The sequence below is a fragment of the Streptomyces sp. NPDC046349 genome (assembly GCF_055587885.1).
Window position 1 is genome coordinate 36,853 of sequence record NZ_JBVJFK010000021.1, and the last position, 26,919, is coordinate 63,771.

The window sequence follows — 26,919 nt, forward strand, 5'->3', positions numbered from 1 at the left end:
GCGCTCAGGGCACCAGGACGCGTTCCGGCGTCCCGGCTTCCGGCGCGGGCAGGGGCGCCGCCGGCCGCGGCTTGGCGGGCCACCACAGGGACCTGCCCAGGAGCACCGCGCACGCCGGGACCAGGACGATCGACAGGACGAAGGCGGAGAGCAGGATCCCGAGCGCCGTGGCGAAGCCGATCTGCTGCGTGGCCGCGACCGGGTTGACCGCGAGGCTGCCGAAGGAGGCGGCCAGTACCACCCCGGCCGTCGCGACGGCCGGCGCGGTGTGCCGCACCGCCCGGGCCACGGCCTCCCGGGCCGGGCCGGGCCGTTCCATCTCCTCCCGGATCCGGTCGGTCACCAGGATGTTGTAGTCGGTGCCCAACGCGACCACGAACAGGAACAGCACCAGCGGCAGCGTGAAGGCCACGCCCGGCTGGTCCAGCCCGTGCTGGAAGACGAGCGCCGCGGCACCCAGCGTGGCGGCGAACCCCAGACCCACCGCGAGCATCAGGATCAGCGGGGCGAGCAGGCTGCGCAGGAGCAGGAAGAGGATGAGCGCGATCAGGGCCGCCGCGACCGGGAACACCAGGCGCAGGTCCTCGTCCACGGCCGTCGAGACGTCGGCGAACACTGCCGCGGTGCCGCCCACATGGGCCTCGGTGCCGTCCGGCCGGTGCGCGGAGACCGCGTCGCGGACCGCGCCCGACGCCAGGTCGCGGGCCTCCTGCCCGTGCGGATCGGCGTTCGGGAACAGGTCGATGCGCGCCGCCAGGCGGTCCCCGCTCAGCACGGTCGGGGCGACCTGCCCCACCCCCTCCAGCCGGGAGAGCGTCCCGGACAGGCCGTCGACCCGGCCGGTGGTGAGCGGTGCGCCGTCGGACGCGGTGACGTAGACGCTGATCGGGTCCGACACACCGGCCGGCATCGCCCGGGAGATCTCCGCCGCGGTGGCCGCGGCGGCCGTCCGCTCACCGCCCGCGCCGCCCGACCCGTAGTCCATCCGCATCCCGGCCATGCCGGCGGCGAGGGCGCCCAACAGGGCCACGCAGGCGAGGGCCGCGGTGACGGGCCGCCGGACCAGCCACGTGCCCAGCCGGGCCGCCGATCCGCCGCGGGGCTCGCGCCCGTGGGACCGCGAGGGCCAGAACATCCTGCGCCCGGTGACCGCGAGCAGCGCCGGCATGAAGGTGAGGCTGCCGAGGAGCATCACCAGCACGGACACGGCGATGGCCGGACCGAGCACCCGGAACTGCCCGAAGGAGGCCACTCCGAGGGTGGCGAACGCCGCGACGATGGTGAGCGCCGCGGAGGTCACGGCCGTACCGACGCGGCCGGCGACCTCGGCCGCGGCGGCCCGCCCCGGCTGCTCGGGCCGTCGGCGCAACTGTTCGCGGAAGCGGAACAGCAGGAAGAGGAAGTAGTCGATGCCGATGCCCACCAGCACGACGCTGATCAGCTGCGGGGTGGAGGGGTCGAGGGTGACGCCGGTGAGCATCGCGGCGCCGACCACCGTGCCCGTCGCGGCTCCGCCGATGATGGACACGACGATCAGCGGCAGCAGGGCGGCGAGCACGCTGCGGAACACCAGCACGTGCAGCAGCACGATCACGCCGAGCATCACGGCGCCGATCACCCGGGCCCGGGTCTCCTCGGCGTCGATGTCGTCGACGGTCGAGGCGAGCCCGCCCGTGTAGCCGGTGCGGAACCCGGCCTCGGCGAACCCGGCCCGGGACTGCTCGCGGAAGGCCCGGTAGGTGTCCTGGAGCCCGGGGTCCTGGGGGTTGCCCTTCAGCTCCACGGAGAGCAGGCGGAAGCCACGGTCGGGAGCCGTCATGACCGGCGCGACCTTCGGGGTCTGGGAGTGGTCCTGGGCGAACGGCGTCTCCTCCTCGGGCTTGGGCATGACCACCCGGTGGCGGCCCAGCTTCGAGGCCTCCCCGTCGATGCGCCGTTCGTCGGCCTCGCTCAGCCGCGTGCCGTCCGGCCGGGCCACCAGCACGGTCAGGGTGTTGGCGTCCGGCTTCACCCCGAACCTCTCCTCGGCGACCTTCAGGGCCGCCGCCGAGTCGTAGGACGGAGGCAGGAAATCGCCGGTGTTGCTCTGGGTGGCGCGGAAGACGAACGCCTGGCCGGCGATCGTCAGGGCGATGCCGAGCACGGCCCAGACGGCGATCACCTTCCACGGATTCCTCGTCGAGAACCCGGTCAGGGCGCGGATCACGTGACTCCTCAGGTCGCGGGGCGGGCCGGGGGTTCCCGGCCGGTCTCCAGACCATCAGGCGCGGGCCGCGCGATCGTCGCCGTACGGGAGGAACCGCCCCCCGGGAGCAGAGTCCGGATCCCGGCGCCGACCGGGACCCTGGTCCTGGTCGGGAACCAGACCACCGGACGGCGGCACCGGCCGGCCGGACTGCCAGAATGGAACGCGAGGAACCGGCACGAACCGCCCCGCACCGGCGGGACGGCCCGCCGGCGGGGGAGGATCGTCAAAGGTGGGCAAGGGCGCCGACAGGCTGCGCTGGACGCGCAACGACGCATTGGTGGCCATCGGCGCCGCCGCCGTGGACCTGCTGGGGTTCTCGGTCGGAACCCAGACCGAAGGGATGCCCCTCACCCTCTCGGCCGCGGGCGCACTCGTGGCCGCCGCCATGTGCCTGCTCGCGCGCCGCAGCCGGCCGGTCGCCGTGCTCGCGGCCGTGCTGGCCCTGGGAGTCGTGCCCAACGTGGTCATCGCGGACACCTCGCCGCACTTCCCCCTCGGCCTCGCCGTCGCCCTGTACTCCGTGGTCCGCTTCAGCCGGCCCGCCGTCGCAGCAGCGGCCGTCGCCCTGACCGTCCCGCTGGCGTCGGCGGGCATGGGCGGCACGCTCGTTCCGTCCGGACTGTCCCTCGCCGCCAATGGGGCGGCCGCGGCCCTGGTCGCGGGCACCGCCCTGGTCATCAACCGCTGGCAGCGGGACGTCGCGGCCAACCAGGCCCGACAGGCCGAGCGTGCGGTCGCCGAGGAACGCCGCCGGATCGCGCGGGAACTCCACGACATCGTCGCCCACCACATCACCGCCATGCAGCTCATGGCGGGCGGCGCCCGGGCCAACCTGGCGCACGACACCGAAGCGGCCCGTGAGGCCCTCGTCATCCTGGAGGACTCCGGCCGCATCGCCCTGCGCGAGATGCGCCAACTCCTCGACGTGCTGCGCGCCGGAGAGGAACCGGACGAAGCCCCTCCGGCGCCTCAGCCGGGGACCGCGGACCTGGAGCGGATCGTCACCGAGTCACGGTTGGCCGGAACGGAGACGGAGTTCACCGTCGACGGCCCCGTCCGCCCGCTGCCGCCCAGCGTCGGGCTCACCCTCTTCCGCATCGTGCAGGAGGCGCTGACCAACACCCGCAAGCACGCCGGGCAGGCGCGCGCCCGGGTGCGGCTGACGTACCGCCCGGACGACGTCCTCGTGGAGGTGTGCGACGACGGGGCCGGTGCACCGCCGCCGACCGCCCGGCCCGCCGCGGGCACCGGGTACGGTCTGATCGGAATGCACGAACGCGTGGCCCTCCAGGGCGGGACCCTGGAGGCGGCCGCACGCGACGGCGGGGGATTCCGGGTGGCGGCCCGCCTTCCGGTACCGGCGGGGCGAGGCGGCGAGGGAGGGGAACGACACCGATGATCCGTGTGCTCATAGCCGACGACCAGCCGCTGGTCCGGCGGGGTCTGGCGCTGATCCTCGGCCCCGACCCCGAATTCGAGGTGGTCGGCGAGGCCGAGGACGGCGCCCGCGCCGTCGCCCTCGCCCGGGAGGTGCGGCCCGACGTCGTCGTCATGGACATCCGGATGCCCGTCCTCGACGGCGTCCAGGCCACCGCAGAGCTGGCACGGACCCTCCCCGACGTCCGCGTCCTGGCGCTCAGCACCTTCGACATGGACGAGTACGTGGTCGCGGCCCTGCGCGCCGGAGCGTACGGCTTCCTCCCGAAGGACGTCTCCCCGGAGGAACTCGGCGCCGCGGTCCGTACCGTGCACGGCGGCGAGGCGGTCGTCGCACCCCGGCTGCTCACCCGGCTGCTCACCGCCTACGTGCGGACCCCCGCGCCCGCCCGCCCGCCCGCGGCCGCCGCGGCGGCGGCCCCGCCCGAGATGACCCCGCGCGAGCGGGAGATCTGGCAGCTCCTGGCCGTCGGACTGGACAACGCGGAGATCGCCGGGGAACTGGACATCAGCGTCTCCACGGTCAAGAACCACATCACCGGCCTCTTCGGCAAGCTGGGCGTCCGCGACCGCGCCCAGGCGGTGATAGCGGCGTACGAATCGGGCCTCGTGGAGGCCGGCGGCGGAGCGGTTGATCACAAAGTGCCCGGAAGAGGACCGGAATCCTCCTGCTGACCGTACCTCTGACCAGCCGGAACACTGGACGATTCGCCCGTGCGGAGGAGGCCCCGGGCGTGGCACAGTGCGAGCAGCCCAACCGCACGACCAGGGAGCCTCCATGCGCGATCCGCACGTCACGCCGCTCGCGGCCGCCCCCGGGTGTCCGCCGGAGTCCGGTCCGTTGCCGTGCTGTCCGGTGTGCGACGGCGTGCCGGAACGCATCTCCTGGCGCCAGCGCCCGGGTCAGCCGGTGTTTCTGGTCTTCGACCCCTGCGGCCACGGCTGGAGCACCCCCGCCCCGCCCGTCCTCACGGTGAACCCGCCTCGGGCACACGGTCACGCCGACGCCGGCTGAGCCGGCGTCGGCGCGAACGGCTGTCAATCGGTGAACACCTGAACGATCCGGTCGCCGGCGACCGCGACGCCCGTCTTGGTGTAGCTGCAGTTCTTGATGTTGGGCGCGTGCCACGCGCTCTTCAGCCAACCGTCGACGTGCACCTTCTCGTCGCCCGAGCCCCAGGCGATGTTCTCGGCGGACGCGTTGAAGGTCGCCCCGGCCTTCTTCAGCCGGTCCTGGATGGTGGACCCGTCCGAGCCCACGTGGTTGGTGGTCGTGTCGTTGGCGTACTCCTGGGCGGCGGCCTGGACCTTGGGATCGATCGTCAGCGGCTGGCAACCTGCGGCGACACGGGCCTCGTTGACCAGTTGGAGGACCTTGTTGGGGTCGGCCTGGAGCGGAACGACCTTGTGCGTGGCCGCCGTCGCGGGCTCCGCGGCGGCAGCCGCTCCGGCGCCGACGGCGCCCCCGAGGACCAGCAGCGAGGACGCACAGACGGCGGTGCACCCACGCCGTACCCGGCCGGATCCGAAAGCCATGGGACTACCTTCCTTCTCGGCGAGAAGCGGCAGACGCGGCGAACGCCGCCGCCGGTCACCCCCCATCCCTGCCGATTCTCCGCCGCCCCCCACCCACCCGCATCTCCCGAAGGCGAAACCTCAGGTGAAAGCCCCGACGGACTCCACAGCCGGTCCGACCGGCCGCTCCGCTCCTGCGACAGCCCGCCCTCGATGAGCGGTGCACGCGTAAGCCGCCGCGTCCGGCCTCCGCCGCGTGCGGACCCGCGGTGGCGCACCGCGGGACGATGGGGACCTACGGGTACGGCGAGCGCGGCCGGGCCAGGCGGAAGCTGCGGAGCAGGCGCCGCCCGGACCACATGTCGGCCGTGTCCACGCGCCGCCCAGCGGGTGCGGTGCCTCGGCCCGCTCGCGGCCGAGGACTGCGCGGTCCGCGCGTGCAGGTCCGCCGCCCATGACCCGGTGACGGGTGCGGGGCGGCGTTTCCAGGAACACGACGCCCGGCTCCGCCCGGGCGTGCAGCAGCGCGGCGCAGACGCCGACCGGCCCCGCCCCCGCCACCGCGACGTCCGCGTCAACCACCCTGCCGGGAACTCACGTAGAGCCGGGAGGCGGCCGAGGGCGGTCATGAGCTCGTCAGGACGACGAGCTGCCGGGTCGCGCGGGTCATCGCGACGTAGCGGTCGACTGCCCCCGCCACGCCGTCGCCGAACCGGTCCGGGTCGACGAGGACGACCAGGTCGAACTCGAGCCCCTTCGACAGGGTCGGCGTCAGCGACCGGACGCGGGGCGTCGGCCGGAACGCGGGGTCGCCGATGACGCAGGCGACCCCGTCGGAGTGGGCGGCGAGCCAGCCGTCCAGTACCGGCTGCAGGTCGGTGACGGACCCGTGGACCACGGGGATGCCGGTGCTGCGGACGGACGTCGGCACGTTGGCGTCGGGCAGCGCGGCCCGGATGGCCGGTTCGGCCTCCGCCATGACCTCTTCGGGGGTGCGGTAGTTGACGTCCAGCGCGGCGACCGTGATCCGGTCGAGGCCGACGCGCCCGAGCCGCTGCGTCCAGGACTCGGTGAACCCCTGCCGGGCCTGGGCCCGGTCGCCGACGATCGTGAAGCTCCGCGACGGGCAGCGGGCCAGCAGCATCTGCCATTGCGCGTCGGTCAGTTCCTGGGCCTCGTCCACGATGACGTGCGCGAACGGTCCGGCCAGGAGGTCCGGTTCGGAGCCGGGCAGCCCGCTGTCGTCGATCAGGGTGTCCTGGAGGTCGCGCCCGTGCAGCATTCCCATGGCGCCCTCGCTCTCGTCGATCACGACGTTCTGCAGCAGGCTGTCGATGGCCTCGGCCCTGCGTGCGCGCTCGGCGGCGACGGCGGCCTCGTGCCGGCGCCTGCGGACGGAGGCCTCCGCGTCGCCGAGCCGCTGCCGGGCGGCGTCCAGAAACGGCAGGTCGGACACCGTCCAGGCCTGGGCGTCCGCCCGCTGCAGCCTGGTCACGTCGTCGGCTGCCAGCCAGGGCGCGCACGTGCGCAGGTAGGCGGGCACCGACCACAGGTCCCCGACGAGGTCGGCCGCATCGAGCATCGGCCACGCCCGGTTCAGGGTCCTGATCAGTTCCCGGTCCTGCAGCAGGGACCGCCGGAGCAGCTCGGGCGGGACGTCGTGGCCCTCGCCGCCGTCCTCGTGCCTGTCCATGAGGATGGCGAGCAGTTCCTCCCGGATCTGGTCGCGGGCCTCGTTGTGCGGCGTCCCCGGTTCCACCGCCTCGAACGCGGCCGCCCAGTCCTCGGGGCTCAGCCAGACGTCGGACCAGTGGCTGGAGACCGTCATCCCCCGCGTGGGGGGCTCCTCGTAGACGCGGACGGCCGCCTCGACCGCCTTCACCAGGTCCGCGGAGGACTTGAGCCGGGCCACGGCCGGGTCGCTCTCCTCCGCCGCCCCCGCGCCCTCCGCGACGAGGTCGCGCAGCGTGCAGGTCCGCACGCCCTCCTCGCCGAGGCTGGGCAGTACGTCGGCGACGTAGGCCAGGTAGGGCTGGTGCGGGCCGACGAACAGGACGCCGCCGCGGCGGTGGCCGAGGCGGGGGTCGGAGTAGAGGAGGTGGGCCGCGCGGTGCAGCGCGACGACGGTCTTGCCCGTGCCGGGGCCGCCGTCGACGACGAGGGCGCCCCGGGACCCCGCCCGGATGATCGCGTCCTGGTCGGCCTGGATGGTGGAGAGAACGTCGCGCATCCGGGCCGAACGGCTGCCGCCCAGGTTGGCGATGAACGCGGACTGGTCGTCGAGCGCGGCGTGCCCCTCGAGCGCGTCGGTGCTGAAGACCTCGTCCCAGTAGTCGCTGATCCGGCCGCCGGTCCAGCGGTACCGGCGGCGGCTCGCCAGGCCCATCGGATTGGCGTGGGTCGCTGCGAAGAACGGCTCGGCCGCCGGGGAGCGCCAGTCGAGCAGCAGTCTGCGTCCCGTGCTGTCGGTGAGGCCGAGACGCCCCACGTACACGGGTTCCCGGCCGTCGGCGGGGACGATCCGCCCCAGGCACAGGTCCAGTCCGAAGCGGCGCAGGGTGCGCAGGCGGGTGGTCAGACGATGGATCTCCGCGTCCCGGTCCATCGCCTCCCGGCCGATGCCGCCGGGCGCCCTGCGCTCGGCGGCGAGGCGGCCCGAGAGCTCCTCGATCGACCGGGCGAGACTGTCCGAGACGGCCGCGAAGTGCCGCTCGTCCGCGTCGGTCAGGGCGGGGTCGGCCTTGGGGGAGAGGTGGTCGGGAAGGTCGAACGCGCTGCGGGTCCGCGGGGCGGCCGTGTCCTGCCCGACGTCACCGCGCGATTCGTGAACCGGCAAGAACGCATGCACTTCGTGAATCTCCCATTTCTGCAGCTTCTGGCTTCGGTCCGCGATTTTGCCCCGCCGACGGGGCCTTGCCGCAAGCCCCCCGGTGCGCTATAAGTTGAGAGTGGCAAGGAGTGGGTTCACCTCCTTGCCTTTCTCGTCCGCTCTGGACGCATCCCGCAATCCCGTTGTCCGTGCATCGGCACCCCCTGGTGCGGGCGCCCGTGGCCCGTGGCTTCTGTGTGCCGCCGTGCATCCGACGGATGCTCAAAGATGCGTGATCAGAGGCAACTTCGAGCAGCATTCTTCAATGAAGGCCTTCGGGGCGCTATCTTGCCGGGTGCATGCCAAAGAGCTGTGTCCGTTCTCCGGACCGCACGAGGAGCTGCCCATGAGACTGCCAAGCATCCGCAGGAGCCGACGGGCCCCGTTATCCGGTCGGCCGCGCACACCACTGCGACGGCGCCCGCGCCTGCGCGCTCCGGGCGCTGCCCTGCTCGCCGCCGCCCTCACCGTCGCGGGCCTGGCCGCCGCCGGCCCGCTGGTCGCACCCGCCACAGCAGCCCCCTCCGGGGCCACTGCCACCGCGGGCGACGTCACAGGCTTCACGCGGTCCGGGAACACCTTCACCGTCACGGCCTCCAGCGGCGCCAAGGCCCGCGTGGTCGTGGCCCGCGCCGACATCTTCCGCCTCTGGCTCTCGCCCGACGGGACCTTCACCGACGATCCGGCCGGCTCCGACCTCGCCGTCACCACCGACTTCGGCTCGGTGGCCGCCACCCACACCGACGCCGGCGCGTACCACCGGATCAGCACGGGCTCCCTCTCCATCCGGGTCGACAAGAAGCCGCTGCGGTTCTCCGTCTACCGCGCAGACAACACCACCCCCGTCTGGCAGGAGACCCGGCCCACGACCTGGACCGGCAGCCGCACCACGCAGTACCTGGCCCGTGGTACGGACGAGCAGTTCTACGGAACGGGCCTGCGCCTCGGCGAGTGGGCGCTGCGCGGCAAGACCGTCCCCATCGCGGTCGACAACAAGTGGCGCGAGAACGACAACGCCAGCCCCGCACCCTTCTACATGTCCACCAACGGCTACGGCGTGATGCGCAACACGTGGGCCCCGGGCTCCTACGGATTCAACTCCCCCACCACCCTCACCCACGACGAGAAGCGCTTCGACGCCTGGTACTTCACCGGAGACTCGCTGCAATCCGTGCTCGACGCCTACACCGACGTCAGCGGAAAGCCGTTCATGGCGCCGCTGTGGGGCTTCGAACTCGGCAACGCCGACTGCTTCAACGCGTCCAACCCCGACTACCAGGGCGACCACGACCGTCCCCGCCACCAGAGCACGCCCGATGTCGTCGGCTACGCGGCCGACGCCCGCGCCGCCGACATGCCCTCGGGCTGGTTCCTCCCCAACGACGGCTACGGCTGCGGCTACACCGCACCCCTGAAATCGACCGTCGACGCCCTGCGGGCCAAGGGCTTCCAGACCGGCCTGTGGACCTCGACCGGCCTCGGTTCCATCGCCGACGAGGTGGGCACCGCCGGCAGCCGCGGTGTGAAGACCGACGTCGCGTGGATCGGCAGCGGCTACAAATACGCCTTCGACGGTGTGCGGCAGGCCGTCGACGGGATCGAGAAGAACTCCGACGCCCGCCGCTTCGTCTGGACCGTGGACGGCTGGGCGGGCACCCAGCGCAACGCCGTCGTCTGGACCGGCGACACCTACGGCACGTGGGACGACATGCGCTGGCACGTCCCCGCCATCACCGGCGCAGGCCTCTCCGGCCTCAACTACGCCGCCGGCGACGTCGACGGGATCTTCGGCGGCAGCCCGAAGACGTACACCCGCGACCTCCAGTGGAAGGCGTTCACCCCCGCCTTCATGACCATGTCGGGCTGGGGCGCGGCCAACCCTTCGGCCGGCTACCACGACAAGCAGCCCTGGCGCTTCGCCGAACCGTACCTGTCCGTCAACCGCAAGTACCTCCAGCTGAAGATGCGGCTGATGCCCTACCTGTACACGATGAGCCGCGTCGCCCACGAGACGGGCGTCCCCAGCACCCGCGCCATGGTCCTGGAGTACCCCGACGACCCGGTGGCCCGCGGCAACGCCACCAGCGGCCAGTTCATGGCGGGCGACTCCCTCCTCGTCGCGCCCGTCGTCTCCGACACCACGGTCCGCGACGGCATCCACCTGCCCGCCGGCACCTGGACGGACTACTGGACGGGCCGCACGTACGCGGGCCCCGGCCGGCTCGACGGATACCAGGCACCCCTCGACACCCTCCCGCTGTTCGTCAAGGGCGGCGGCATCGTGCCGATGTGGCCGCAGATGAACCACACGGGGGAAAAGCCGGTCTCCACCCTCACCTACGACATCCACCCGCGCGGCACCTCCTCCTTCAGCCTCTACGAGGACGACGGCCGCACCCGCGCCCACGAGTCGGGCGCCTACGCCCGCCAGCGGGTCGACGTCAACGCACCGGCGTCCGGCACCGGAACGGTGACCGTCGCCGTCGGCGCCCCCACCGGCAGCTACGCCGGCAAACCGGCCTCCCGGGGCTACGAGTTCACCCTGCACGTGGCCTCCGCCCCCACCTCCCTCACCGTGGACAACGCCGCCGTGCCCCGCCTGCCCTCCAAGGCGGACTACGATTCCGCCGCCTCCGGCTGGTTCTTCGACCCGGCGGACCGTGCCGGCATCCTCTGGATCAAGACCGGCACGAAGTCGGCCGCGTTCACCGTCACGGCCACCGGCACCGCCGTTCCGGCTGCCGAGCCCCTGCCCTCCTCCGCCCCGATCGACGGATCGGGCTGGTCCCTGGTCCGCGCCGACAGCCAGGAGACCGCCGCCGAGAACGGCGCGGCCGTGGGCGCCTTCGACGGGAACCCCGCCACGATGTGGCACACCGCCTGGTCCTCCGGCACCCCCGCGGCACACCCGCACGAGATCCAGATCGATCTCGGCGCCCGCTACACCCTCGACGGCCTCGGCTACCTCCCCCGCCAGGACGGCGGCGTCAACGGCCGGATCGGCGGCTACGAGGTCCATGTGTCCGACACCACCGCGGACTGGGGCGCGCCGGTGGCGAGTGGCACCTTCCCCGACACAGCCGCCGCCAGGACCGCGCCCCTGTCCCCGAAGACCGGCCGCTACCTCCGCCTCAGAGCCCTGACCGAGGCCGGCGGCCGCGGCCCCTGGACCAGCGCCGCCGAGATCACCCTGACCGGCCGGGCGGCCGGACCCCGGACGTACGCCGCTCGGGACCGCTGATCCCTACCCGTCGCCGAGCACGGCCCGGCACTCCCGCCAGGCCGACTCGCTCAGCAGCCCCCGCAACCGGCCGAACAGCGAGAGGAGTTCGCCGCCGTACACCTCCCGGAAGGCGGGATCGATCCGAGCCAGGTCGAGTTCGTTGGCCGCCGCCAGCTCGGCCAGGTCCCGCCGCGACCGCTCCGAAGGGGAGTGGACCCGGCCCGTGAACCGGTCCCGGAACGCCGCCTCCGCACGGTCGAGCGTCGGATGGGAAGCCGCCCGGTCGCAGGCGGCGTAGAGGTACACGATCGACTCGGCCTCCTCGCCGATCACCGCGGCCAGCTCGGCGCGCCGGGCGAGCGGCAGCAGAGCGGTGGGAAATCCGTCGGTGCCGTAGAACGCGTGGCACAGGCCCGCCCGTTGCAGGGCCGGCCGCGCACCCCAGGACGCGAGCAGCCCCCGTACGCGCTCCAGGTGCAGCAGGAGGGTCCCGCCCGGGTGGGCGACGTCCTGCGCACCGAGCTCACGCAGCCATGCGACGGCACGGTCCGACACGGAAAACCTCCCCCGATGGGGTTCGTGGTTGGTGGGTCGGCACCCGTCCACACCTGTCGCCGGGGGTCCGGACCCCGTGGCGACGGCGGGGACGGGTTGCCGCCCGGGCCCTGCATCGATCTTGATCCACCCCAAGACCCAAGTCAATCCTCCTGTTTACTCCCCAGATCCAAGGAATATCTTGGGTTTCATGACCCTCGACGACCTCCGCGTGTTCGTGGCCGTATGCCGCGCCGGCAGCCTCAGCGCCGTCGCGCGCGACCTGGGCTGCACCCAGTCCGCCGTCAGCCAGCACGTCCGCCGCCTCGAGAAGCGGACCGGCACCAGCCTCCTGGAGCGGCACGCCCGCGGTGTCGTGCCCACCGAGGCCGGCCGCATCGTCCAGGCGGCCGCCGCCGACGGCATCGCCGGCCTCGACGGCGCCCTGCGCTGCGTCGAGGACCTCGTACGGGGCGGGGGCGGCACCGTGCGCGTCACCACCGGCGCGACGACCGTGCGGCACTTCATGTCCGAGGCCGTCGTCTCCTTCCGCCGCAGCCACCCCGAAGTGAGTCTGGAGTTCCAGACCGAGAACTCCAGCCGCAGCTGCTTCGACGCCCTCGCCGCCGGCGACCTCGACCTCGCCTGGATCACCATCGGCGCCCCCGTCCGCGGCATCGAGCAGCGCCCCGTCATGGAACTGCCCTGGGTGCTCGCGGTCGGCGCCGACGACCCCCTGGCAGGCCGAACCGCCCTCACCCCCGCCGACCTCGCCGGCGTCCGCCACATCCGGCTGCCGGAGAATTCCGCCTCCCGCGCCCACCTCGACGCCGCCCTTGCCGAGTCCGGCATCCGCGTGCGCTCCGACACCAGCGTGGCCGACTGGGACACGGCCCTGCTGCTCGCCGAACTAGGCCTGGGCCACGCCGTCGTGCCCGCGCTGCCCGGCTGGCAGGTCCCCGGATCCGACGGCCCGCTGCGCCTGGTGCCCGTTCCCGACCTGCCGCCGCTCGCCGTCGGCTGGGCGGTCCGCCGCTGGGCGGCCCTCGCGCCGCCGGCCCTCGTCTTCGCCGACGAGGTCGCCCGCAGCTGCCGGGCGCGCGCCGCCGGGCAGCAGTGACGCCGCGGCCAGACCGGACGCGGCCAGCACCGCCAGGGCCATCAGCGACGGCCCGTGCACCCCGGCGCCCGCGGCGACCGCGATGCCCAGGGCCGGACCCACGTTCATGGCCGTCTGCTTGAGCCCGCCGACGACCCCCGCGTACCCGGCCGGGGCCTCGCCGACCACGGCCCCGGTGGCGGTGACCATCACGGTGGTGAAGCCGGCGCCGAGCACCGCGAAGGCCGGCCCCGACGCGGAGCCCAGCCCCGCGATCCCGGCGGCGACCAGCGCCGTACCGGTCAGCGCGGTCCGGCGCGGCCCGAACCGGCGCAGTGCCACCCCCGCCACCGGAGCCCCCGCAACCATCACCGCCGTCAGCGGCAGCACCCGCAGTCCGGTGTCGAGCGCGCCCAGCCCCTGGACGTCCTGGAGCCGGAACGTCGCCGTGAACAGCGCCCCGAACATGCCCGCGGAGACCACCAGCAGCAAAGCCATCGAAGCCGCCACCGCCCTGGCCCCGGCCACGGCCGACGGGACGAGCGGCAGCGACGAGCGCCGTTCACGGCCCACGAACAGCACCCCCAGCCCGGCGGCGCCCGCGAACCCCAGCAGCGTCGGCGTTCCCGTCCACCCGTACTCCGGCACGCCGACCAGCGCGTGCACGAACACCGCGAGGGCCGTGGCGAGCAGCGCCGCGCCACCGAGCTCCAGCCGCCCCGCATCCGCGCGGCACGGCGGCGCGGGGGCCCGTACGGCGAGCGTCAGCGCGGCGATCACCACGGCGACGGGCACGTTGAGCACGAACACGGCCCGCCAGTCCCACTGGGCGACCAGCAGACCGCCCAGGAGCGGACCGGCCGCGGCGGCGGCGCCGATCGCGCTCGTCCGCACGGCCACCGGCGTGGCCAGCCGGTCGGGCGGATACGCGAGCCTCAGCAGCGCCAGCGTCGCCGGCTGGAGCAGCGCACCGAACACGCCCTGCACGGCGCGCAGTCCGATGACCCAGCCCACGCCGGGCGCCAGGACGATGCCCGCCGACGCCGCGGCGAAGCCGAGCACGCCGACGAACAGCAGCCGGGCGTGCCCGTACCGGTCGCCGAGCCGTCCGGCGAGGACCAGGAAGGCGGCCACCGCCAGCAGGTATGCCGTACTGGTCCACTGGACCTGCGCGACGCTCGCGCCGAGATCGTGGGCCAAACTCGGCTGCGCCACCGTCAGGACGGTGCCGTCGAGCGCGACGAGCATCGCGCCGGCCACGCTGACGAGCAGCGACGTCCGCCGTCTCACGCGGGGCCACCCCCGAGGTGTGCGTCTACGACGGCGTCGACCAGCCGCTCGACGCCCACGACCGGGTCCTCGCCGAGGACCAGCGGCAGGCTGCCCCAGCGCCACAGCTGCGCCACCCCGTGCAGGCCGGCCCACAGCGCGGCTGCGGTGACACGGGGGTCGGCCGCCCCGCACCGGCCGACGAGCGCGACGAGGAGGGCGAACAGCGGGAGCGTCGAATCCCGCAGCCGCGGCTCGCCCGACAGGCTTCGGCCCGCACTGTCCAGCAGGTCGTGCCGGAACATCAGCTCGAACATCCCCGGGTTCTCCAGCGCGTATCCGACATAGGCGCGCCCGATCGCCCGCACCCGTTCCCGCGGCGACGACAGCCCCGCCGCGGCCTCAGGCGCGGCGACCCGCTCGCCGAGATCGGCGAAGCCGCGCCGGGCGATCGCCGACAGCAGCGAGTGGTGGGTGGGGAAGTAGCGGCGCGGCGCGCCGTGCGAGACCCCGGCCCGGCGGGCGATCTCCCGCAACCCCAGGGCGCCGGTGCCCTCGCTCGCGACGAGTTCCGCGCCGACGTCGATCAGCCGTTCCCGCAAAGGTCGTTCCCCGTCCATGGGCCCCTGTCTACCAGGGTGGGTAGACAGTGTCTACTCTCCCTGTCCGCGGGGCGGGCCGGGGCTGCGGCCGCCGGCGGGACGCGGGGCGCCGCGCGGAGGATGATGGAGTGGGCGGGGGTCCGAGGAGGAGGTGCACGTGTCATGACGGAGCACGACGGCGGTCCGTCGGCGCGGAACCTGGAGGAAGGCCGGCTGCTCAAGGAACTGGAGGCCATCCACCGGACGCGCCACGAGACCCTGTTGCACGGGTCGGACGACGCCCTGGTCACCCATACCAAGCGGATGAACGAGCTGGAGCACGAGTACGTGCGCCGCCATCCCCAAAGGGCCCAGACCGCCTCCCGCACCCGCTCGGGCGCCCGCGCCCGCACCGACGGCGAGCACAAGGACCAGCCTCTGTGATTGGGGCGTTGCGTTCCTTCGCCCGCGGGGTGATCTTCTTGACGAAGGCGGCCGTGCGGCCCTGCTGCGCGTGCCGGACCGGGGCCAGGTCGGTGGTCAGGGCGCGGGCCGATCGAGGAAGGCTCCGAAGGAGCTCTCCAGGTGTTTCCAGGCCTCCGGGCCGGCGGCGTACTCCTCGTCGGTGAGCAGGCAGCCCTCCAGCACCCGGGTCAGTTCCTCGCGGTCGAGGCCGGGAGAGGTGAAGACCAGGTGCTGGCAGCGGTCGCCGTGTTCGGGGTGCCAGGCCAGGGCGGCGGCCGCCCTGCGCGCGGGAGGAACCATCTCCCACGCGGCATCGGCGGAGCGAGGCCAGCCACGGGCCGCCGCTCTCCACGCAGAGCGCGCCGCCGGCGCCCTCCCAGGCCAGCAGTGTGTCGGCGCGGTCGGCGAGCCAGAACCGCCCACGACTGCGGGCGGCCGCGCAGGCGAGGTCCTCCAGCGCCTCGTGCAGCCGCTGCGGATGGAAGGGCCGCCGGCGGCGCCAGACCAGGGTGGCCACCCCGGCCTCGTCCGCGTCCTGCGGCAGGAGCGCACACGCCGGATGCTGGGCGGCGGCCGCCGCCTCCGTGTCGAACCCGGCGAGGGCGAGCCGGGCCAGCTCACCTCCGCCGCACCCGGTCTGCGCCCGGCGGGCGGTGGGGTGGAGCTGGTCCAGCAGGGCGCGGTCCTGCGCGCTCGCGGCCGCGGCGTCGACGAGCGCGAGGACGGGTGCGTACTCGAGCTGCCGGGCCCAGGTGTCCCCGACGGTCCGCCGGTCGGTCGCGGCCGTGGCCAGGCCGGCCTCCGCCAGGTCGTCCCCGTTGGCGAGGTACGGCAGGACGAGGGCCGGGTCGACGGCGGTGACGACATTGGTCAGCTCCAGCGCGTCACCGCCGTGCGCGGCGACGAGCTCGGCCGTCGCACGGGGTTCGACGGAGTCCCACAGCTCCACGACAGCGAGCCGGACCCGCCCGTCCGCCGCGATCCGCCATAGCTGCGGGAGCAGGTCCTGGCGGAGTGCGCAGCAGGCGCAGCCGCCCACGAGCGGGACCTCGCCGCGGGACAGCTCGCCCGAGGCGTCGCGCACGAGGCGCCGTACGGTGCCGGCCGCCACCGTGGACAGGTCGTGGTGCAGGACCGCACTGCCGGGCACGGTGTCGAGCAGCTCCCGCACCACACGTCGGCGGGCGTCGCGGTGGAGGCCGCCGACGATGACGACGGGCAGGTTCACGGCCTGCTCCCGTAGCGGCGCTGGAAGCGCTCGACGCGGCCGGCGGTGTCCAGGACGCGGGCGGTGCCGGTGTGGAAGGGGTGGCTCTGCGAGGAGATCTCGACGTCGATGACGGGGTAGGTGTTGCCGTCCTCCCACTCGACCGTCCTGTCGCCGGTGGCGGTGGAGCGGGTGAGGAAGGCGAAGTCGGCGGCCTTGTCGCGGAAGACGACGGGGCCGTAGGCGGGGTGGATCCCGGACTGCATGGCGGTGTCCTTGAGGCGGGAGGGGCGGGGGCTCAGCGTTCTTCGCGGTGGTCGACGTGCCGGCGGACCACGGGGTCGAACTTGCGCAGCACCATCCGGTCGGGGTCGTTGCGCCGGTTCTTGCGGGTGACGTAGGTGTGCCCGGTTCCGGCGGTGGAGCGGAGCCTGACGAGCGGACGTACTTCGGTGCGTGCCATGCGGTCAGTATATGGAAATGATGCCCATTTTCAATAACCACCCCAGGTGGGCCTCCTTTGCCTCGAGTGAGACAAACTTGTATCGTTCGAGGCTGAGGAGGCTCGAAATGCTGAACGAAGAAGAACTGCTGGACGGCGCGGCCCGTGTCCTCGCCGGGGATCACAGCGCCTCGATGGTCCAGATCGCCGCCGGCATCGGGACCAGCCGCGCCACTCTGAGCCGCCGCTACGCGACCCGCGAAGCCCTGCTGAAAGCCGTGGCGGTCCGGGCGATCGAGGTGGTCGACGGCTGCCTGGCACCCCTGGACCTGGCCCAGACGGCCGACGCCGACGCCTTCGACGCCGCCCTCGAGGAACTGGTCGTCGCGCTGATGCCCGCCGCCCATCTCTACGGCTTCACCTCACGTGACGCCACCGTGCTCGCGGACCCCGCATTCCGGGCCGGCGTGGACCGTCAGGACCGGCGGGCCCTCGCCTTCCTCGCCCTGGGCCAGCAACTGGGGCGCCTGCGCGGCGACCTCCCGCCGTACTGGATCTGGTACTCCCTCTGGGGACTCCTCGACGCCGCCGCCGAGGGCGTACGCGACGGGCACCTCGCCTCCCGCCAGATCGGCCACCTGGTCCTGACCTCCTTCCTCAGCGGGACGCGGCCCCTCGCTCGGCCCCCCGCCGGCCCTCCCGCACCCTGACCGGCTCCTCACCCGTACAGACACCGAACGGAACCCCATGCACACCCCCGCGCCGGACGCCCGCAGGTGGATCGTCCTGGCGATACTCTCCGGCAGCCTCCTGCTCATCTCCATGGACACCACGATCCTCAACGTGGCCTTCCCCTCGCTCGTCGGCGACCTCCAGCCCGGCGCCGTACAGCAGCTGTGGATCATCGACGTCTACGCGCTCGCCCTGTCCGGCCTGCTGGTCACCGCGGGTGCGCTCGGCGACCGCTGGGGCCGCAAACGGCTCCTCATGACCGGCTTCGGTATCTTCTCGACGGCCTCCCTCATGGCCGTGTTCGCCAACGAGGCGTGGCACCTGATCGCGGCCCGCGCCCTCCTCGGCATCGGCGGCGCGGCCATCATGCCGGCCACCGTCTCGATCCTGCGCACCGTCTTCACCGATGCCGGGGAGCGCGCCTTCGCCCTCGCCGTCTGGGCCGCCGTCTTCGGCGGCGGCATGGCCTTCGGCCCGGTCGTCGGCGGCCTCCTGGTCCAGGACCACGGCTGGCACTCCGCCTTCCTCCTCAACCTGCCCGTCACCGCCGTCATCGTCGCCGCCGGCCTGCGCTACCTGCCCGAATCACGCTCCCCGCGCAGCACCGGCGCGTGGGACTGGTGGGGCGTCGGGCAGTCCGTCGTCGGCATGCTCACCCTCGCCGGCGGCATCAAGCAGCTCGGCAAGAGCGGAGTGGCCGACCCCCTGCCCTGGGCGCTGCTCCTCGTCGCGGCCGTCACGCTGACCGTCTTCGTCCGCCGCCAGACCCGGCTCGACAACCCCCTGCTCCAGGTACGGCTGTTCGCCAAGCCCGCCTTCAGCGTCGCCGCCACCGCGATCTTCCTGCCCATGGTGGGCATGGGCGCGATCCTGTTCCTGGTCACCCAGTGGTTCCAGTACGGCGAGGGCTACACTCCGCTGGAGGCCGGACTGCGCCTGCTGCCGGCCCCGCTCGCCCTGATCGCCGCCTCGATGGTCGCCCCCTGGCTGATGCGGCGCTTCGCGATCCGCCACGTGCTCGGCGCCGGACTCGTCGTCCTGGCCACGGGTATGGCCCTGCCGTGGACCCTCCAGCAGTTCACCGACCTCGGCTATCCGGCCTTCGCGGCCGCCCTGACCGTCATGGGCCTGGGCGCCGGCATCGCCACCACCGTGGCATCGGTGACGCTGGTCGCCGCCGCGCCCGCCGCCGAGGTCTCCAGCGCCGCCGCCATCGAGGAGACCTGCTACGAACTCGGCTCCGCCATGGGTGTCGCCGTACTCGGCTCCACCGCAGCCGCGCTCTACCGCGGCAACCTGCCCGCCCTCGAACTGGACGGCCCCGCCGCGGCCGCCGCACGGGACTCCGTCGGCGAGGCCGCGCACATCGCCGAACGCCTCGGCGGAGCCGTCGGCCAGGCCCTGCTCGACACCGCCTCGCACGCCTACACCCTCGCCATCACCCCGGCGTTCCTCATGGCCGGTGGCCTCGCCGTCGCCGCCGCGGCCACGACCTGGGCGCTCATTCCTCGCGATCTGCGTCCCACCGAGAACCACTGACCCGGGCGGGCCGGAACGCGGCCGTGGGCGCCGGGCCCAGGGTGGTGGTGCCCGGTGCCGCCCGGTGCCCCAGACCCGTACGGTACGCGTCCATGGCCGCCTCGACCCGGCCCGTACGCCGCAGCAGGTCGCCCAGGAGCCGACACAGGTCGGCGAGATCGCCCGTCGCCCCGCTGCGCTCCAGCAGCGCCAGCGCCTGGACGTAGTGCTCCTCGGCGGATTCCGTCTCGCCGCGCTCCTCGGCCATCAGGCCGAGGAGACGGTGCGCTCCGCCGGCGTGCACGGCGCCGTGGCTGGTGCCCAGCTCCAGCAGCGCCGCGAGCAGCCCCGCGGCCTCCTCGTGCCGGCCCATCCGGCGCAGCACGTCGGCCAGCTCCACCTCCACCTGGGCCGTGTAGAGACCGGCCCGCCGGGCCGACAGCATGTCCCGGGCCGTGCGCAGCTCCCGCTCCGCCGAGCCGAGTTCACCGTTCTGCGCGAGCACATAGCCGCGCATCCAGTGGCAGTGCGCCAGATCCGTGGTCAGCTGCAAGTGGCCGTAGATCGCCTGCGCCTTCGCCAGGGAGGTGTCGGCGTCGGCCATCCGGCCTTCGGCGAGGAAGGTCCGCGCCACCTGCCGGTGCATGCCCGCCACCAGCGCCGGATCACTGACCTGCGGTGCCAGGGCGAGCGCGAGCTCCGCCGAGTGGGCGGCGCGCGCGTGGGCACCCATGTCCATGTACGGGCCGATCACCGCGGCGTGCAGCAGGACCAGCGCGTCGGGATCGGCCAGGCCGCTCGCGCCCAGCTCGTCGATGGCGGACTCCAGGAGGTAGCAGGCGTAGCGCAGCTCGCCGGCGAGCAGGTGCGCCACGGCCCGGCCGCGCACGGGCCGGGCCCGGCGCGTCAGCGGCTCGTCGGCCAGGAGTCGCTCGGCCTCCTCGAAGTGGCCGATCGCGTCCGGTAGTTCACCGGCCTCGAGTGCGCACTCGCCGAGCCCGAGGCGGGCCTGTGCCTGCTCGGGGACGAACCCGAGTTCCTCCGCCTCGGCGAGCAGCCTGCGGTAGTGCACGGCGGCCTCGTCCGCCGCGCCGGTGGCGAGCGTGCGCTGCGCATCGGTGAGGGCGAGCCGCAGCTCGGTGGCCAGGTGGGCCGGGCGTCCGGTGGCCAGCTCCTCGTACGAGGTGCCCAGGCGCCCGGCGAGGAAGCGCAGCGCGGTCTCGGAAGGGCGCACCTTGCCCGACTCCAGGGTGGAGACGTAGGCAGAGGTGTACGAGGGGTGCGCCAACTGCTTCTGGGTCAAGCCGCGTTCGACGCGCAGCCGCTGAACCCTGCGGCCGATCTCGCCCGGTTCGTCCATGGAATACCCCCTGGTTGCTCGAACTCCCCAGTATTCAGCCGGAGTACGCCATTGCGCACCTCCCGCGCGCCCCCTAGTTTAAGCAACCGATTCACTGCGTTTATCAATCTGCTTAACTTCCTTTCCCGGGGGTGGACTTCATGGATCCGGTCACAGGTGCGGTCATCGGACGGGCGGCGAGGCGTCCGGCGCGGCGTCCGGCCGTGCGCACGGCGCTGCGGGCGGCACTCGCCATGGTCTGCGCGAGCGCCGCGCTCGTGGCGGCAGGTCCGGCGGACGCCGCGGCCGACCCGGCCGCGCCCCGGGTGGAGGTCGAGATCCCCGGCCCCGAACAGGGCGGCGACGCCGGATCAGGACACGCCCTGGTGCCGGCGGCCGGCAGCCCCGCGAAGAGTGGGGGCCGGCTCACGGAGGCCGAGCGGTCGGCCGACGGCGAGGTCACCAAGATGATCGACAACGGCTCCACCGCGGACCGCCTCGACGTCGTCGTCATCGGCGACGGCTACACCGCGGCCGAACTGCCGCGGTTCCACGCGGACGCCGAGCAGAAGTGGGCCGAGGTGGCCGCCGTGGAGCCCTACACCACGTACCGCGGGCTCTTCAACGTCTGGACGGTCGACGCGGTCTCGCGCGAATCGGGCGTCTCCGGCGACCCCGACCCGGCGACCGTCCGCGACACCGCCCTCGGCTCGTACTTCTGGTGCGGGGACATCGAGCGGCTGCTCTGCATCGACCAGCCCAAGGTCGACGCGTACGTGGCGAAGGCGCCGGAAGCCGACCTGGTCATCGTCCTGGCCAACAGTGCGAAGTACGGGGGAGCGGGCTACAACGAGCCCAGCGCCACCCTCGGCTACGAGGGGATATCGACCGCGTCGGCCGGCCACCCGAAGTCCGGCCAGGTCGCCATCCACGAGACCGGCCACTCGCTGGGCAAGCTCGCCGACGAGTACTTCTACCCGGGCGTGCCGGACTACGAGAAGTACACCGGGCCCGAACCCGGCGAGTCCAACAGCTCCGGCCTGACCGCCGACCGGATGGCCGCACAGCGGGCCAAGTGGTACCGCTGGCTCGGCGAGGAGTCGCCCGACGGCGGCACGGTCGGGGCGTACGAAGGCGGCAACTACTACGTGACGGGGCTGTACCGGCCCACCGACAACTCGCTCATGCGGGTCCTGGGCAAGCCCTTCAACCTGCCCGGCGTCGAAGCGATGATCGCCGGGTTCTACCAGCACGCGCGGATCGCCACGCCGGTCACGCCCACGGACCGGACTCTGCGGCTGCGCGACAAGGCGAAGGCGGCGGTCCCGAAGCTGTCCGGAGCGGACGGCAGGCAGCTGGTGGTCCGCTGGTACCTGGACGGCAGAGAACTGAAGCGGTTCGAGGGGCGCACCGAGGTGTCGGTGGCGGAACTGTGGCTGTTCGACCTGCGGACCCACCGCCTGTCGGTGACGGCCGAGGACCGCACCCCGTCGGTCCGCGACCCGAAGACCATCCGCGCCCTCCGCTCCACGGTGGAATGGAAGGTCCGGCTGTAGGCGGCCCGGGCCTTGAGCGGCCCTTGTCCACTCTGGGCGGGTGAACACGTTCCGCGGTGGCTCGGCGGTGTTCGTGGGGTGTGTGTTCCGCACCGCAGGGGTCAGCGCGACCAGCGGGGGTCCCGCCCGGTGAACGCGAGGAGCTGCTCCGCGCGGCTCGCCCCCTCCGGGACGGCCAGCGGCGGCGCGTACTTGCCGAAGGAGTCGCGGACGAAGTCGACGATCCTCGCCGCGATGTCCTCCAGGGCCTCGGCCATCCCCTCGGTCAGCGGCAGGTCCTGACCGGTGGCCCGGGCGATGTCCCAGGCGTGGAGGCCGGCGTCGAGCGCCGCGGCGGCCGCGCCGACACCGGCCGGCAGCGGCCCCATCGGGGTGGGTACGCTCTCGTCGTCCCTCCTCGACTCCCACGCCGCCGCAGTGGACCCCAGTACCGCCGCCAGTTCCGCGACCGGGTCGTCGGCGGTCGTGTCGGCGGGCTCGAAGGGGTCGCTCGCCGGTGCGACGCCCGTGATCTGCATGACCAGCGCCTGCTGGTCCAGGCGTGCGTGGTTCAGTACCTGACGCACCGTCCACTCGGTGCACGGCGTCGGATCCCCCCACGCTCCGGCGGGGACGCCGCGGACGGCGGTGAGCAGGTAGCCGTGTGCGTCGGCGAGCAGTTCGAAACCGTCGACGGTCATCCGTCGCCCTCCCGTGGTTCCGGCATCGGACCGCCACCATAGATCGGCGCCGCACGGGACGTCCGGCCTTTCTCCGAGTGGTTCCTCACAGGTCCGGGGTGAGTTCGCCTCCGTCGCCTCCTGGGGGGACGGGGCGGACCGCCGACGGCGCCTGCCGTGAACGGGTCCTCGTCCGCAAGCAGTCGACCCTGCTCCGCTTCGGTGACAACGGCAGGCGGCGACCGGTTCGCCGTCGTCCGCACGCCCGGACGGGACGACAACCTCGAGCGGGAACACGAGGAGGAGGGCCGAAGGCGGGTCGCCCGCACCCCCTGCGGTACCCCCTCGGCCGGTCACTGCGACGGCGGGGACGCCTCGTACCGGCAGCGGGACCCGCCGGAGGCGCACGGCGGCCGGAGGCCGCGGCGACGGGGGATCGCGGCGGACACCGGCCGGTGCGCGGTGCGCGGTGGGAGCGGAGGGGTGCGGGCTACATGGGGTCCATGCCCCGGTCGTCCATCCGGCTCTCCTGCTCGCTCTGCTCCTGGAGGCGGCGGGCCTTCTCCTGCAGCCGGCGGCGCTCCTCCGGATCGGTGGACCGCTCGGCGGCCTCGTTCAGTTCCTGGGCCTTCGTGCGCATCTGCTGGGACCGGCCGCGGGACTCGCCTGAAACGCTCATGATCGCTCCTTGGATCGGTGGGGGAGAGCGGGCGGATTCAGCGAACCAGCACTGTCGTACACCCGCATCTCGAACGGTCACCGAAGGTGATCCGCAGCGCCCGCCCGCAGCGTCCGCCCGCCGCGAATGGCCGTCCGCGGATGCCCGTGCACGGACGGTCGGAGAACCTGTGGTGGTGAGCCGAACCGACCCCGCCGGGGCATGCCGCATTCCCACCGGCAGCCGGAGAGATCGTCACCGCCGTTCTGCTCCGGCCCGCCCTGGCACCCGGCTGCGTCGCGCGTCCGGTCAGCGCAGGCCGGGCCGGGCGAGGTCCTCGTCCGAATCCGCCCCGACGTCGGTGGTCAGCGTGAAAAGCGCCCCGTCCGGATCGCGGAGCGTCACCCATCGCTCCGCGGCGTTCGCGGTGATGTCCGAGACCATGCGGCCCCCGAGCATGACGGCCGCCTCGATCGCCGGCCGGAGCCTGGGCACGCGGAAGTGCACGTGCCAGCGCGGCCGGGTGTGCGGGGAATAGGCGGCGAGCTCGACGGGACCGCTGTTCAGGCGGGCGACCGGCTCGCCGTTCTGCCGCAGGACGACCTGGTCCTCCTCGTAGGACACCGCGCAGCAGCCCGGTCGGTCGGTGGCCCATTCCAGTACCGCGCCGTAGAACATCGCCGCGTCGAGGGCGTTCCGGGTACGCAGTTCCAGCCAGGCCGGCAGGGGACCCTTCCCGGCCCGCCAGTCCGCGGCCACGTCGCCCTCCCAGATCCCGAAGACAGCGCCGTCCGGGTCGGCGACGAGCGCCGCGCGGCCGCCCGACTCGAAGGACACCGGGCCGACCGCGATGGTGCCCGTCCGCTCCCGGATGCGGTCCACCGCCACATCGGCGTCGTCCACTGCGAAATACGGGGTCCACGCCGCCGCCACCCCCAGATCCGCGGCCAGCGCCCCGATACCCGCCACCGGGACACGGTCGAGGAAGGCCACCGAGAACGCGTCGCCGAGGCGGGCCGGCCGGAACCGCCACCCGGCCACCGCACGGTAGAAGCGCTGGGCCGTCTCGAGGTCGCGCGTCATCAGGCTGACCCAGCAGGGCGCCCCGAAGACCTCCCGCGTCGAAATCTCCACCGTACGCTCCGTCCTTGAGGCATCCGTCGTTCCATTCTGGTCCTTATCGTGACGATCATCGCGTTCGGCGGTCACCGGTGCGCACACAAAGTGGCCAGGAATCACTTTCCGTGTCGATCCCGTCCGGTCGTGCGCGGCGATAGCCTCGCTCCCGGACACCAGCACGCAGCGTCGGAAGGCAGGTCTCCCATGGCCGGATCCCAGGTACCCGTGATCGATCTCGGGCCATGGCGGTCCGGCGGACCGCATGCACGGGCCGATACCGCCGCCCGCGTGGACGAGGCCCTGCGCGCGGCCGGATTCCTGCTCGTGACCGGCCACGGCGTGGACCCCTCGCTGCCGGCCCGGATCCGGGAGTCGGCCCGCGCGTTCTTCCGGCTGCCGACCGCCCTGAAGGAGCCGTACGCCGTCACCGTCGGCGGGCGGGGCTGGCTGGGACCCGGGGCGGAGGCCAACAGCTACGCGGAAGGGGCCGCCTCACCGCCCGACCTCAAGGAGTCCTGGTCGTTCGCGGCCGACGAACCGACCGGCGACCCCGTCGTGGACGCCGAGTGGTTCCGGCCCAACACCTGGCCGCGGGAGGTGCCGGAGCTGCGGCCCCTGGTGACCGAGTACCTCGCCCGGATGCGGGCCCTCTCCGACGAGCTGCTGGAACTCCTCGCCACCGCCCTCGGACTCCCCGAGGACCACTTCACCCGCCACACCGGACACCCCACCTGGGGGTTCAACCTCAACTGGTACCCCGGCACCGAGACCGTCGGCGCGCCCCTGCCGGGCCAGTTCCGCATCGGCGCCCACACCGACTTCGGCACGGTCACCGTTCTCGACCGGCAGCTCGGCTCGGGCGGGCTCCAGATCCACACCGACGCCGGCGGCTGGCAGGACGCCCCCTACGACCCGGCCGCGCTCACCGTCAACATCGGCGACCTGATGGCCCGCTGGACCGGCGACCGATGGCGGGCCGGCCGCCACCGCGTACTGCCCCCACCCGCCGACACCCCAGCCGAGGAACTGATCTCCCTCGTCTACTTCTACGAATGCGACGCGCACACCCGAGTGGAATCCCTCCGCGCCCCCATCGGCCGGGTGGTGCACGACCCCGTCGACTCCCACACCTACCTGAGGGAGAAGCTCCAGGCCATCACCGTCCCCGCGGGTATTCATACTTCGGAGTGAGGAAGGACGCGAAACCCTCCTCGGGGGCTACGGCCGGATCCACCGGCAAGGCGACGACCCGCCCGGCCGCGGTGCATACCGTCGCTCCCATGACTCGACACCGAACAGCCGCAGCCGCCGCCTTACTCGCCCTGCTCCTGCCGATCCCGCTCGCCGGCGCCGGCACCGCCGTCGCGGCGGACTCCCCGGCCGCGGCCGAACACAACCGCACCGCGGTCGAACTCCCTCGGCCCACAGGCCGGTTCGCGGTGGGCCGGGAGGACCTGCACCTGGTGGACCGCACCCGGACCGACCCCTGGGCCGGGTCCGGGCCGCGCGAACTGATGGTCACCATGCGCTACCCGGCGCGGCGCGACACCGGCGGCGCCGCGCGCTACCTCACCCGCCAGGAGGCCCGGCTGCTGCTCGCCGACAGGGACCTGGACCAGGCCGTCGCCGTCGAGACCCTCACCGGTACCGCGAGCGCCTCCCGCACCTGCGCCCGTCCCGTCGTCGGCCGCTACCCGCTGGTCGTCCTCTCACCCGGCTTCACCGTCCACCGCGCCACCCTCACCGCGCTCGCCGAGGACCTGGCCTCCCGCGGCTACGTCGTCGCCGCGGTCGACCACGCGTACGAGAGCGTCGGGACCGCCTTCCCCGGTGGCCGCGTCCTCACCTGCCTGGCCTGCGACAAGGCCAAGGAGACCGGGATGCAGGCGGTCAGCGGCAACCGGGCCCGCGACGTGTCCTTCCTCCTCGACCGGCTCACCGGCCCCCACCCCGTCTGGCGCCACGCCGGCCTGATCGACCGCGGCCGCATCGCGATGGCGGGCCACTCCATCGGCGGCGCCTCGGCGATCGCCGCGATGGCGACCGACCCGAGGATCCGCGCCGGGGTGAACATGGACGGCGGCAACGCCACACCGGTACCCGCCACCGGACTCGGCGGCCGTCCCTTCCTGCTCCTCGGCGCCCAGGACCGCGGCCCCGGAGGCAACACGAGCTGGGACCGGGACTGGCCACTGCTCGACGGCTGGAAGCGCTGGATCACCTTCGACGGATCGGGTCACTTCACCTTCAGCGACTTCCCGTCGATCGGCCAACAGCTGGGCCTCGACGACCCCGAGGCCCCGCTGCCCGGCGACCGCTCCGTCGAGCTGACCCGCCGCTACGTCGGCGCCTTCCTCGACCGGCACCTGCGGGGAGAGTCCCGGCCCGTCCTGGACGGCCCGTCCGCCGAGGCACCGGAGGTCCGCTTCCACACCCCGTAGCCGCAGGT

Annotated in this window: 21 protein-coding genes and 2 pseudogenes; 10 read left to right on the plus strand and 13 right to left on the minus strand. The window is 73.5% G+C overall.

All coding sequences use genetic code 11. The annotated features are described in order from the left end of the window. Nucleotides 1-4 precede the first annotated feature (4 nt). A complete protein-coding gene (locus tag ACZ6JS_RS34510) occupies nucleotides 5-2,206 on the minus strand; it encodes an MMPL family transporter (protein ID WP_469303933.1) in 2,202 nt (733 codons plus the stop codon). Between the two features lie 271 nt (nucleotides 2,207-2,477). On the opposite strand from ACZ6JS_RS34510, the gene ACZ6JS_RS34515 reads away from it, so the two are divergent. Beyond that, entirely contained in the window at nucleotides 2,478-3,647 is a 1,170-nt protein-coding gene (locus ACZ6JS_RS34515) for a sensor histidine kinase (RefSeq protein ID WP_469303934.1), read from the plus strand. Further along, nucleotides 3,644-4,360 carry a response regulator transcription factor gene (locus ACZ6JS_RS34520; RefSeq protein WP_469303935.1) on the plus strand — a complete coding sequence of 239 codons (717 nt, stop codon included), beginning with the start codon at nucleotides 3,644-3,646 and terminating at the stop codon, nucleotides 4,358-4,360. The genes ACZ6JS_RS34515 and ACZ6JS_RS34520 overlap by 4 nt, the downstream gene beginning before the upstream one ends. Nucleotides 4,361-4,723: 363 nt before the next feature. On the opposite strand, the gene ACZ6JS_RS34525 is transcribed toward ACZ6JS_RS34520, so the two are convergent. Further along, nucleotides 4,724-5,221: a CAP domain-containing protein gene (locus ACZ6JS_RS34525; protein ID WP_469303936.1), complete on the minus strand. Its 498-nt coding sequence runs from the start codon at nucleotides 5,219-5,221 to the stop codon at nucleotides 4,724-4,726. Between the two features lie 604 nt (nucleotides 5,222-5,825). Then, complete coding sequence (helR, locus tag ACZ6JS_RS34530; protein WP_469303937.1) at nucleotides 5,826-8,036, minus strand: RNA polymerase recycling motor ATPase HelR; 2,211 nt, start codon at nucleotides 8,034-8,036, stop codon at nucleotides 5,826-5,828. A 379-nt stretch (nucleotides 8,037-8,415) separates the two neighbouring features. On the opposite strand from helR, the gene ACZ6JS_RS34535 reads away from it, so the two are divergent. Continuing rightward, the gene (locus ACZ6JS_RS34535) at nucleotides 8,416-11,310 is read left to right on the plus strand and encodes a TIM-barrel domain-containing protein (RefSeq protein ID WP_469303938.1); all 2,895 of its coding nucleotides are present in this window, start codon (nucleotides 8,416-8,418) and stop codon (nucleotides 11,308-11,310) included. Between the two features lie 3 nt (nucleotides 11,311-11,313). Here the strand turns inward: ACZ6JS_RS34535 and ACZ6JS_RS34540 are convergent, their stop codons facing one another. After that, nucleotides 11,314-11,847, minus strand: coding sequence for a DUF6817 domain-containing protein (locus ACZ6JS_RS34540; RefSeq protein ID WP_469303939.1), 534 nt, complete (start codon nucleotides 11,845-11,847; stop codon nucleotides 11,314-11,316). 190 nt (nucleotides 11,848-12,037) lie between these two features. Between ACZ6JS_RS34540 and ACZ6JS_RS34545 the strand changes: the two genes are divergently transcribed. Further along, nucleotides 12,038-12,946, plus strand: coding sequence for a LysR family transcriptional regulator (locus ACZ6JS_RS34545; RefSeq protein WP_469303940.1), 909 nt, complete (start codon nucleotides 12,038-12,040; stop codon nucleotides 12,944-12,946). Here the strand turns inward: ACZ6JS_RS34545 and ACZ6JS_RS34550 are convergent. Both ACZ6JS_RS34550 and ACZ6JS_RS34555 read right to left on the minus strand, forming a co-directional pair. Then, nucleotides 12,914-14,173 (minus strand): annotated as a pseudogene (locus tag ACZ6JS_RS34550) (MFS transporter); the annotation flags it as partial. The gene ACZ6JS_RS34545 and the pseudogene ACZ6JS_RS34550 overlap by 33 nt on opposite strands. 38 nt (nucleotides 14,174-14,211) lie before the next feature. Further along, nucleotides 14,212-14,814: a TetR/AcrR family transcriptional regulator gene (locus ACZ6JS_RS34555; RefSeq protein WP_469303941.1), complete on the minus strand. Its 603-nt coding sequence runs from the start codon at nucleotides 14,812-14,814 to the stop codon at nucleotides 14,212-14,214. A 144-nt stretch (nucleotides 14,815-14,958) separates the two neighbouring features. On the opposite strand from ACZ6JS_RS34555, the gene ACZ6JS_RS34560 reads away from it, so the two are divergent. Next, nucleotides 14,959-15,219 carry a DUF6158 family protein gene (locus ACZ6JS_RS34560; RefSeq protein ID WP_469303942.1) on the plus strand — a complete coding sequence of 87 codons (261 nt, stop codon included), beginning with the start codon at nucleotides 14,959-14,961 and terminating at the stop codon, nucleotides 15,217-15,219. Between the two features lie 96 nt (nucleotides 15,220-15,315). On the opposite strand, the pseudogene ACZ6JS_RS34565 reads toward ACZ6JS_RS34560, so the two are convergent. From ACZ6JS_RS34565 to rpmG, 3 genes and pseudogenes are all read right to left on the minus strand, one after another. Then, nucleotides 15,316-16,468, minus strand: a pseudogene (locus tag ACZ6JS_RS34565) (CobW family GTP-binding protein). Then, on the minus strand, nucleotides 16,465-16,713 hold the full coding sequence (locus tag ACZ6JS_RS34570) for a type B 50S ribosomal protein L31 (RefSeq protein WP_469303943.1): 249 nt from the start codon (nucleotides 16,711-16,713) through the stop codon (nucleotides 16,465-16,467). The pseudogene ACZ6JS_RS34565 and the gene ACZ6JS_RS34570 overlap by 4 nt, the downstream one beginning before the upstream one ends. Before the next feature lie 32 nt (nucleotides 16,714-16,745). After that, nucleotides 16,746-16,910 (minus strand): 50S ribosomal protein L33, encoded by a 165-nt coding sequence (gene rpmG, locus ACZ6JS_RS34575; protein WP_469303944.1) that lies wholly within the window; start codon nucleotides 16,908-16,910, stop codon nucleotides 16,746-16,748. Between the two features lie 107 nt (nucleotides 16,911-17,017). Here rpmG and ACZ6JS_RS34580 point away from each other — a divergent pair, with 107 nt between their 5' ends. Beyond that, complete coding sequence (locus tag ACZ6JS_RS34580) at nucleotides 17,018-17,599, plus strand: TetR/AcrR family transcriptional regulator (RefSeq protein ID WP_469303945.1); 582 nt, start codon at nucleotides 17,018-17,020, stop codon at nucleotides 17,597-17,599. Between the two features lie 37 nt (nucleotides 17,600-17,636). Continuing rightward, nucleotides 17,637-19,160, plus strand: coding sequence for an MFS transporter (locus ACZ6JS_RS34585; protein WP_469303946.1), 1,524 nt, complete (start codon nucleotides 17,637-17,639; stop codon nucleotides 19,158-19,160). Here the strand turns inward: ACZ6JS_RS34585 and ACZ6JS_RS34590 are convergent. Beyond that, on the minus strand, nucleotides 19,123-20,499 hold the full coding sequence (locus ACZ6JS_RS34590) for a helix-turn-helix domain-containing protein (protein ID WP_469303947.1): 1,377 nt from the start codon (nucleotides 20,497-20,499) through the stop codon (nucleotides 19,123-19,125). The two genes, ACZ6JS_RS34585 and ACZ6JS_RS34590, sit on opposite strands and share 38 nt — an antisense overlap. 233 nt (nucleotides 20,500-20,732) lie before the next feature. Between ACZ6JS_RS34590 and ACZ6JS_RS34595 the strand changes: the two genes are divergently transcribed. Further along, complete coding sequence (locus ACZ6JS_RS34595) at nucleotides 20,733-22,034, plus strand: M64 family metallopeptidase (RefSeq protein ID WP_469303968.1); 1,302 nt, start codon at nucleotides 20,733-20,735, stop codon at nucleotides 22,032-22,034. A 101-nt stretch (nucleotides 22,035-22,135) separates the two neighbouring features. On the opposite strand, the gene ACZ6JS_RS34600 is transcribed toward ACZ6JS_RS34595, so the two are convergent. The 3 genes from ACZ6JS_RS34600 to ACZ6JS_RS34610 form a co-directional block, all read right to left on the minus strand. Next, the gene (locus ACZ6JS_RS34600) at nucleotides 22,136-22,714 is read right to left on the minus strand and encodes a TIGR03086 family metal-binding protein (RefSeq protein ID WP_469303948.1); all 579 of its coding nucleotides are present in this window, start codon (nucleotides 22,712-22,714) and stop codon (nucleotides 22,136-22,138) included. Nucleotides 22,715-23,183: 469 nt separating this feature from the next. Continuing rightward, nucleotides 23,184-23,372 carry a DUF6381 family protein gene (locus tag ACZ6JS_RS34605; RefSeq protein WP_469303950.1) on the minus strand — a complete coding sequence of 63 codons (189 nt, stop codon included), beginning with the start codon at nucleotides 23,370-23,372 and terminating at the stop codon, nucleotides 23,184-23,186. Between the two features lie 288 nt (nucleotides 23,373-23,660). Further along, nucleotides 23,661-24,434, minus strand: coding sequence for a VOC family protein (locus tag ACZ6JS_RS34610; protein ID WP_469303969.1), 774 nt, complete (start codon nucleotides 24,432-24,434; stop codon nucleotides 23,661-23,663). Between the two features lie 240 nt (nucleotides 24,435-24,674). On the opposite strand from ACZ6JS_RS34610, the gene ACZ6JS_RS34615 reads away from it, so the two are divergent. Further along, on the plus strand, nucleotides 24,675-25,661 hold the full coding sequence (locus tag ACZ6JS_RS34615) for an isopenicillin N synthase family dioxygenase (protein ID WP_469303951.1): 987 nt from the start codon (nucleotides 24,675-24,677) through the stop codon (nucleotides 25,659-25,661). 89 nt (nucleotides 25,662-25,750) lie between these two features. Continuing rightward, complete coding sequence (locus ACZ6JS_RS34620; protein WP_469303953.1) at nucleotides 25,751-26,911, plus strand: alpha/beta hydrolase family protein; 1,161 nt, start codon at nucleotides 25,751-25,753, stop codon at nucleotides 26,909-26,911. The last annotated feature ends 8 nt before the right edge of the window (nucleotides 26,912-26,919 follow it).

What these genes read in the sequence shown, in the direction of transcription:
- ACZ6JS_RS34520 (WP_469303935.1), top strand. Translation starts at nt 3,644, where the DNA reads ATGATCCGTGTGCTCATAGCCGACGACCAGCCGCTGGTCCGGCGGGGT.
- ACZ6JS_RS34525 (WP_469303936.1), bottom strand. Translation starts at nt 5,221, where the DNA reads ATGGCTTTCGGATCCGGCCGGGTACGGCGTGGGTGCACCGCCGTCTGT.
- ACZ6JS_RS34535 (WP_469303938.1), top strand. Translation starts at nt 8,416, where the DNA reads ATGAGACTGCCAAGCATCCGCAGGAGCCGACGGGCCCCGTTATCCGGT.
- ACZ6JS_RS34545 (WP_469303940.1), top strand. Translation starts at nt 12,038, where the DNA reads ATGACCCTCGACGACCTCCGCGTGTTCGTGGCCGTATGCCGCGCCGGC.
- ACZ6JS_RS34555 (WP_469303941.1), bottom strand. Translation starts at nt 14,814, where the DNA reads ATGGACGGGGAACGACCTTTGCGGGAACGGCTGATCGACGTCGGCGCG.
- ACZ6JS_RS34560 (WP_469303942.1), top strand. Translation starts at nt 14,959, where the DNA reads ATGACGGAGCACGACGGCGGTCCGTCGGCGCGGAACCTGGAGGAAGGC.
- ACZ6JS_RS34570 (WP_469303943.1), bottom strand. Translation starts at nt 16,713, where the DNA reads ATGCAGTCCGGGATCCACCCCGCCTACGGCCCCGTCGTCTTCCGCGAC.
- rpmG (WP_469303944.1), bottom strand. Translation starts at nt 16,910, where the DNA reads ATGGCACGCACCGAAGTACGTCCGCTCGTCAGGCTCCGCTCCACCGCC.
- ACZ6JS_RS34580 (WP_469303945.1), top strand. Translation starts at nt 17,018, where the DNA reads ATGCTGAACGAAGAAGAACTGCTGGACGGCGCGGCCCGTGTCCTCGCC.
- ACZ6JS_RS34585 (WP_469303946.1), top strand. Translation starts at nt 17,637, where the DNA reads ATGCACACCCCCGCGCCGGACGCCCGCAGGTGGATCGTCCTGGCGATA.
- ACZ6JS_RS34590 (WP_469303947.1), bottom strand. Translation starts at nt 20,499, where the DNA reads ATGGACGAACCGGGCGAGATCGGCCGCAGGGTTCAGCGGCTGCGCGTC.
- ACZ6JS_RS34595 (WP_469303968.1), top strand. Translation starts at nt 20,733, where the DNA reads ATGGTCTGCGCGAGCGCCGCGCTCGTGGCGGCAGGTCCGGCGGACGCC.
- ACZ6JS_RS34600 (WP_469303948.1), bottom strand. Translation starts at nt 22,714, where the DNA reads ATGACCGTCGACGGTTTCGAACTGCTCGCCGACGCACACGGCTACCTG.
- ACZ6JS_RS34605 (WP_469303950.1), bottom strand. Translation starts at nt 23,372, where the DNA reads ATGAGCGTTTCAGGCGAGTCCCGCGGCCGGTCCCAGCAGATGCGCACG.
- ACZ6JS_RS34610 (WP_469303969.1), bottom strand. Translation starts at nt 24,434, where the DNA reads ATGACGCGCGACCTCGAGACGGCCCAGCGCTTCTACCGTGCGGTGGCC.
- ACZ6JS_RS34615 (WP_469303951.1), top strand. Translation starts at nt 24,675, where the DNA reads ATGGCCGGATCCCAGGTACCCGTGATCGATCTCGGGCCATGGCGGTCC.
- ACZ6JS_RS34620 (WP_469303953.1), top strand. Translation starts at nt 25,751, where the DNA reads ATGACTCGACACCGAACAGCCGCAGCCGCCGCCTTACTCGCCCTGCTC.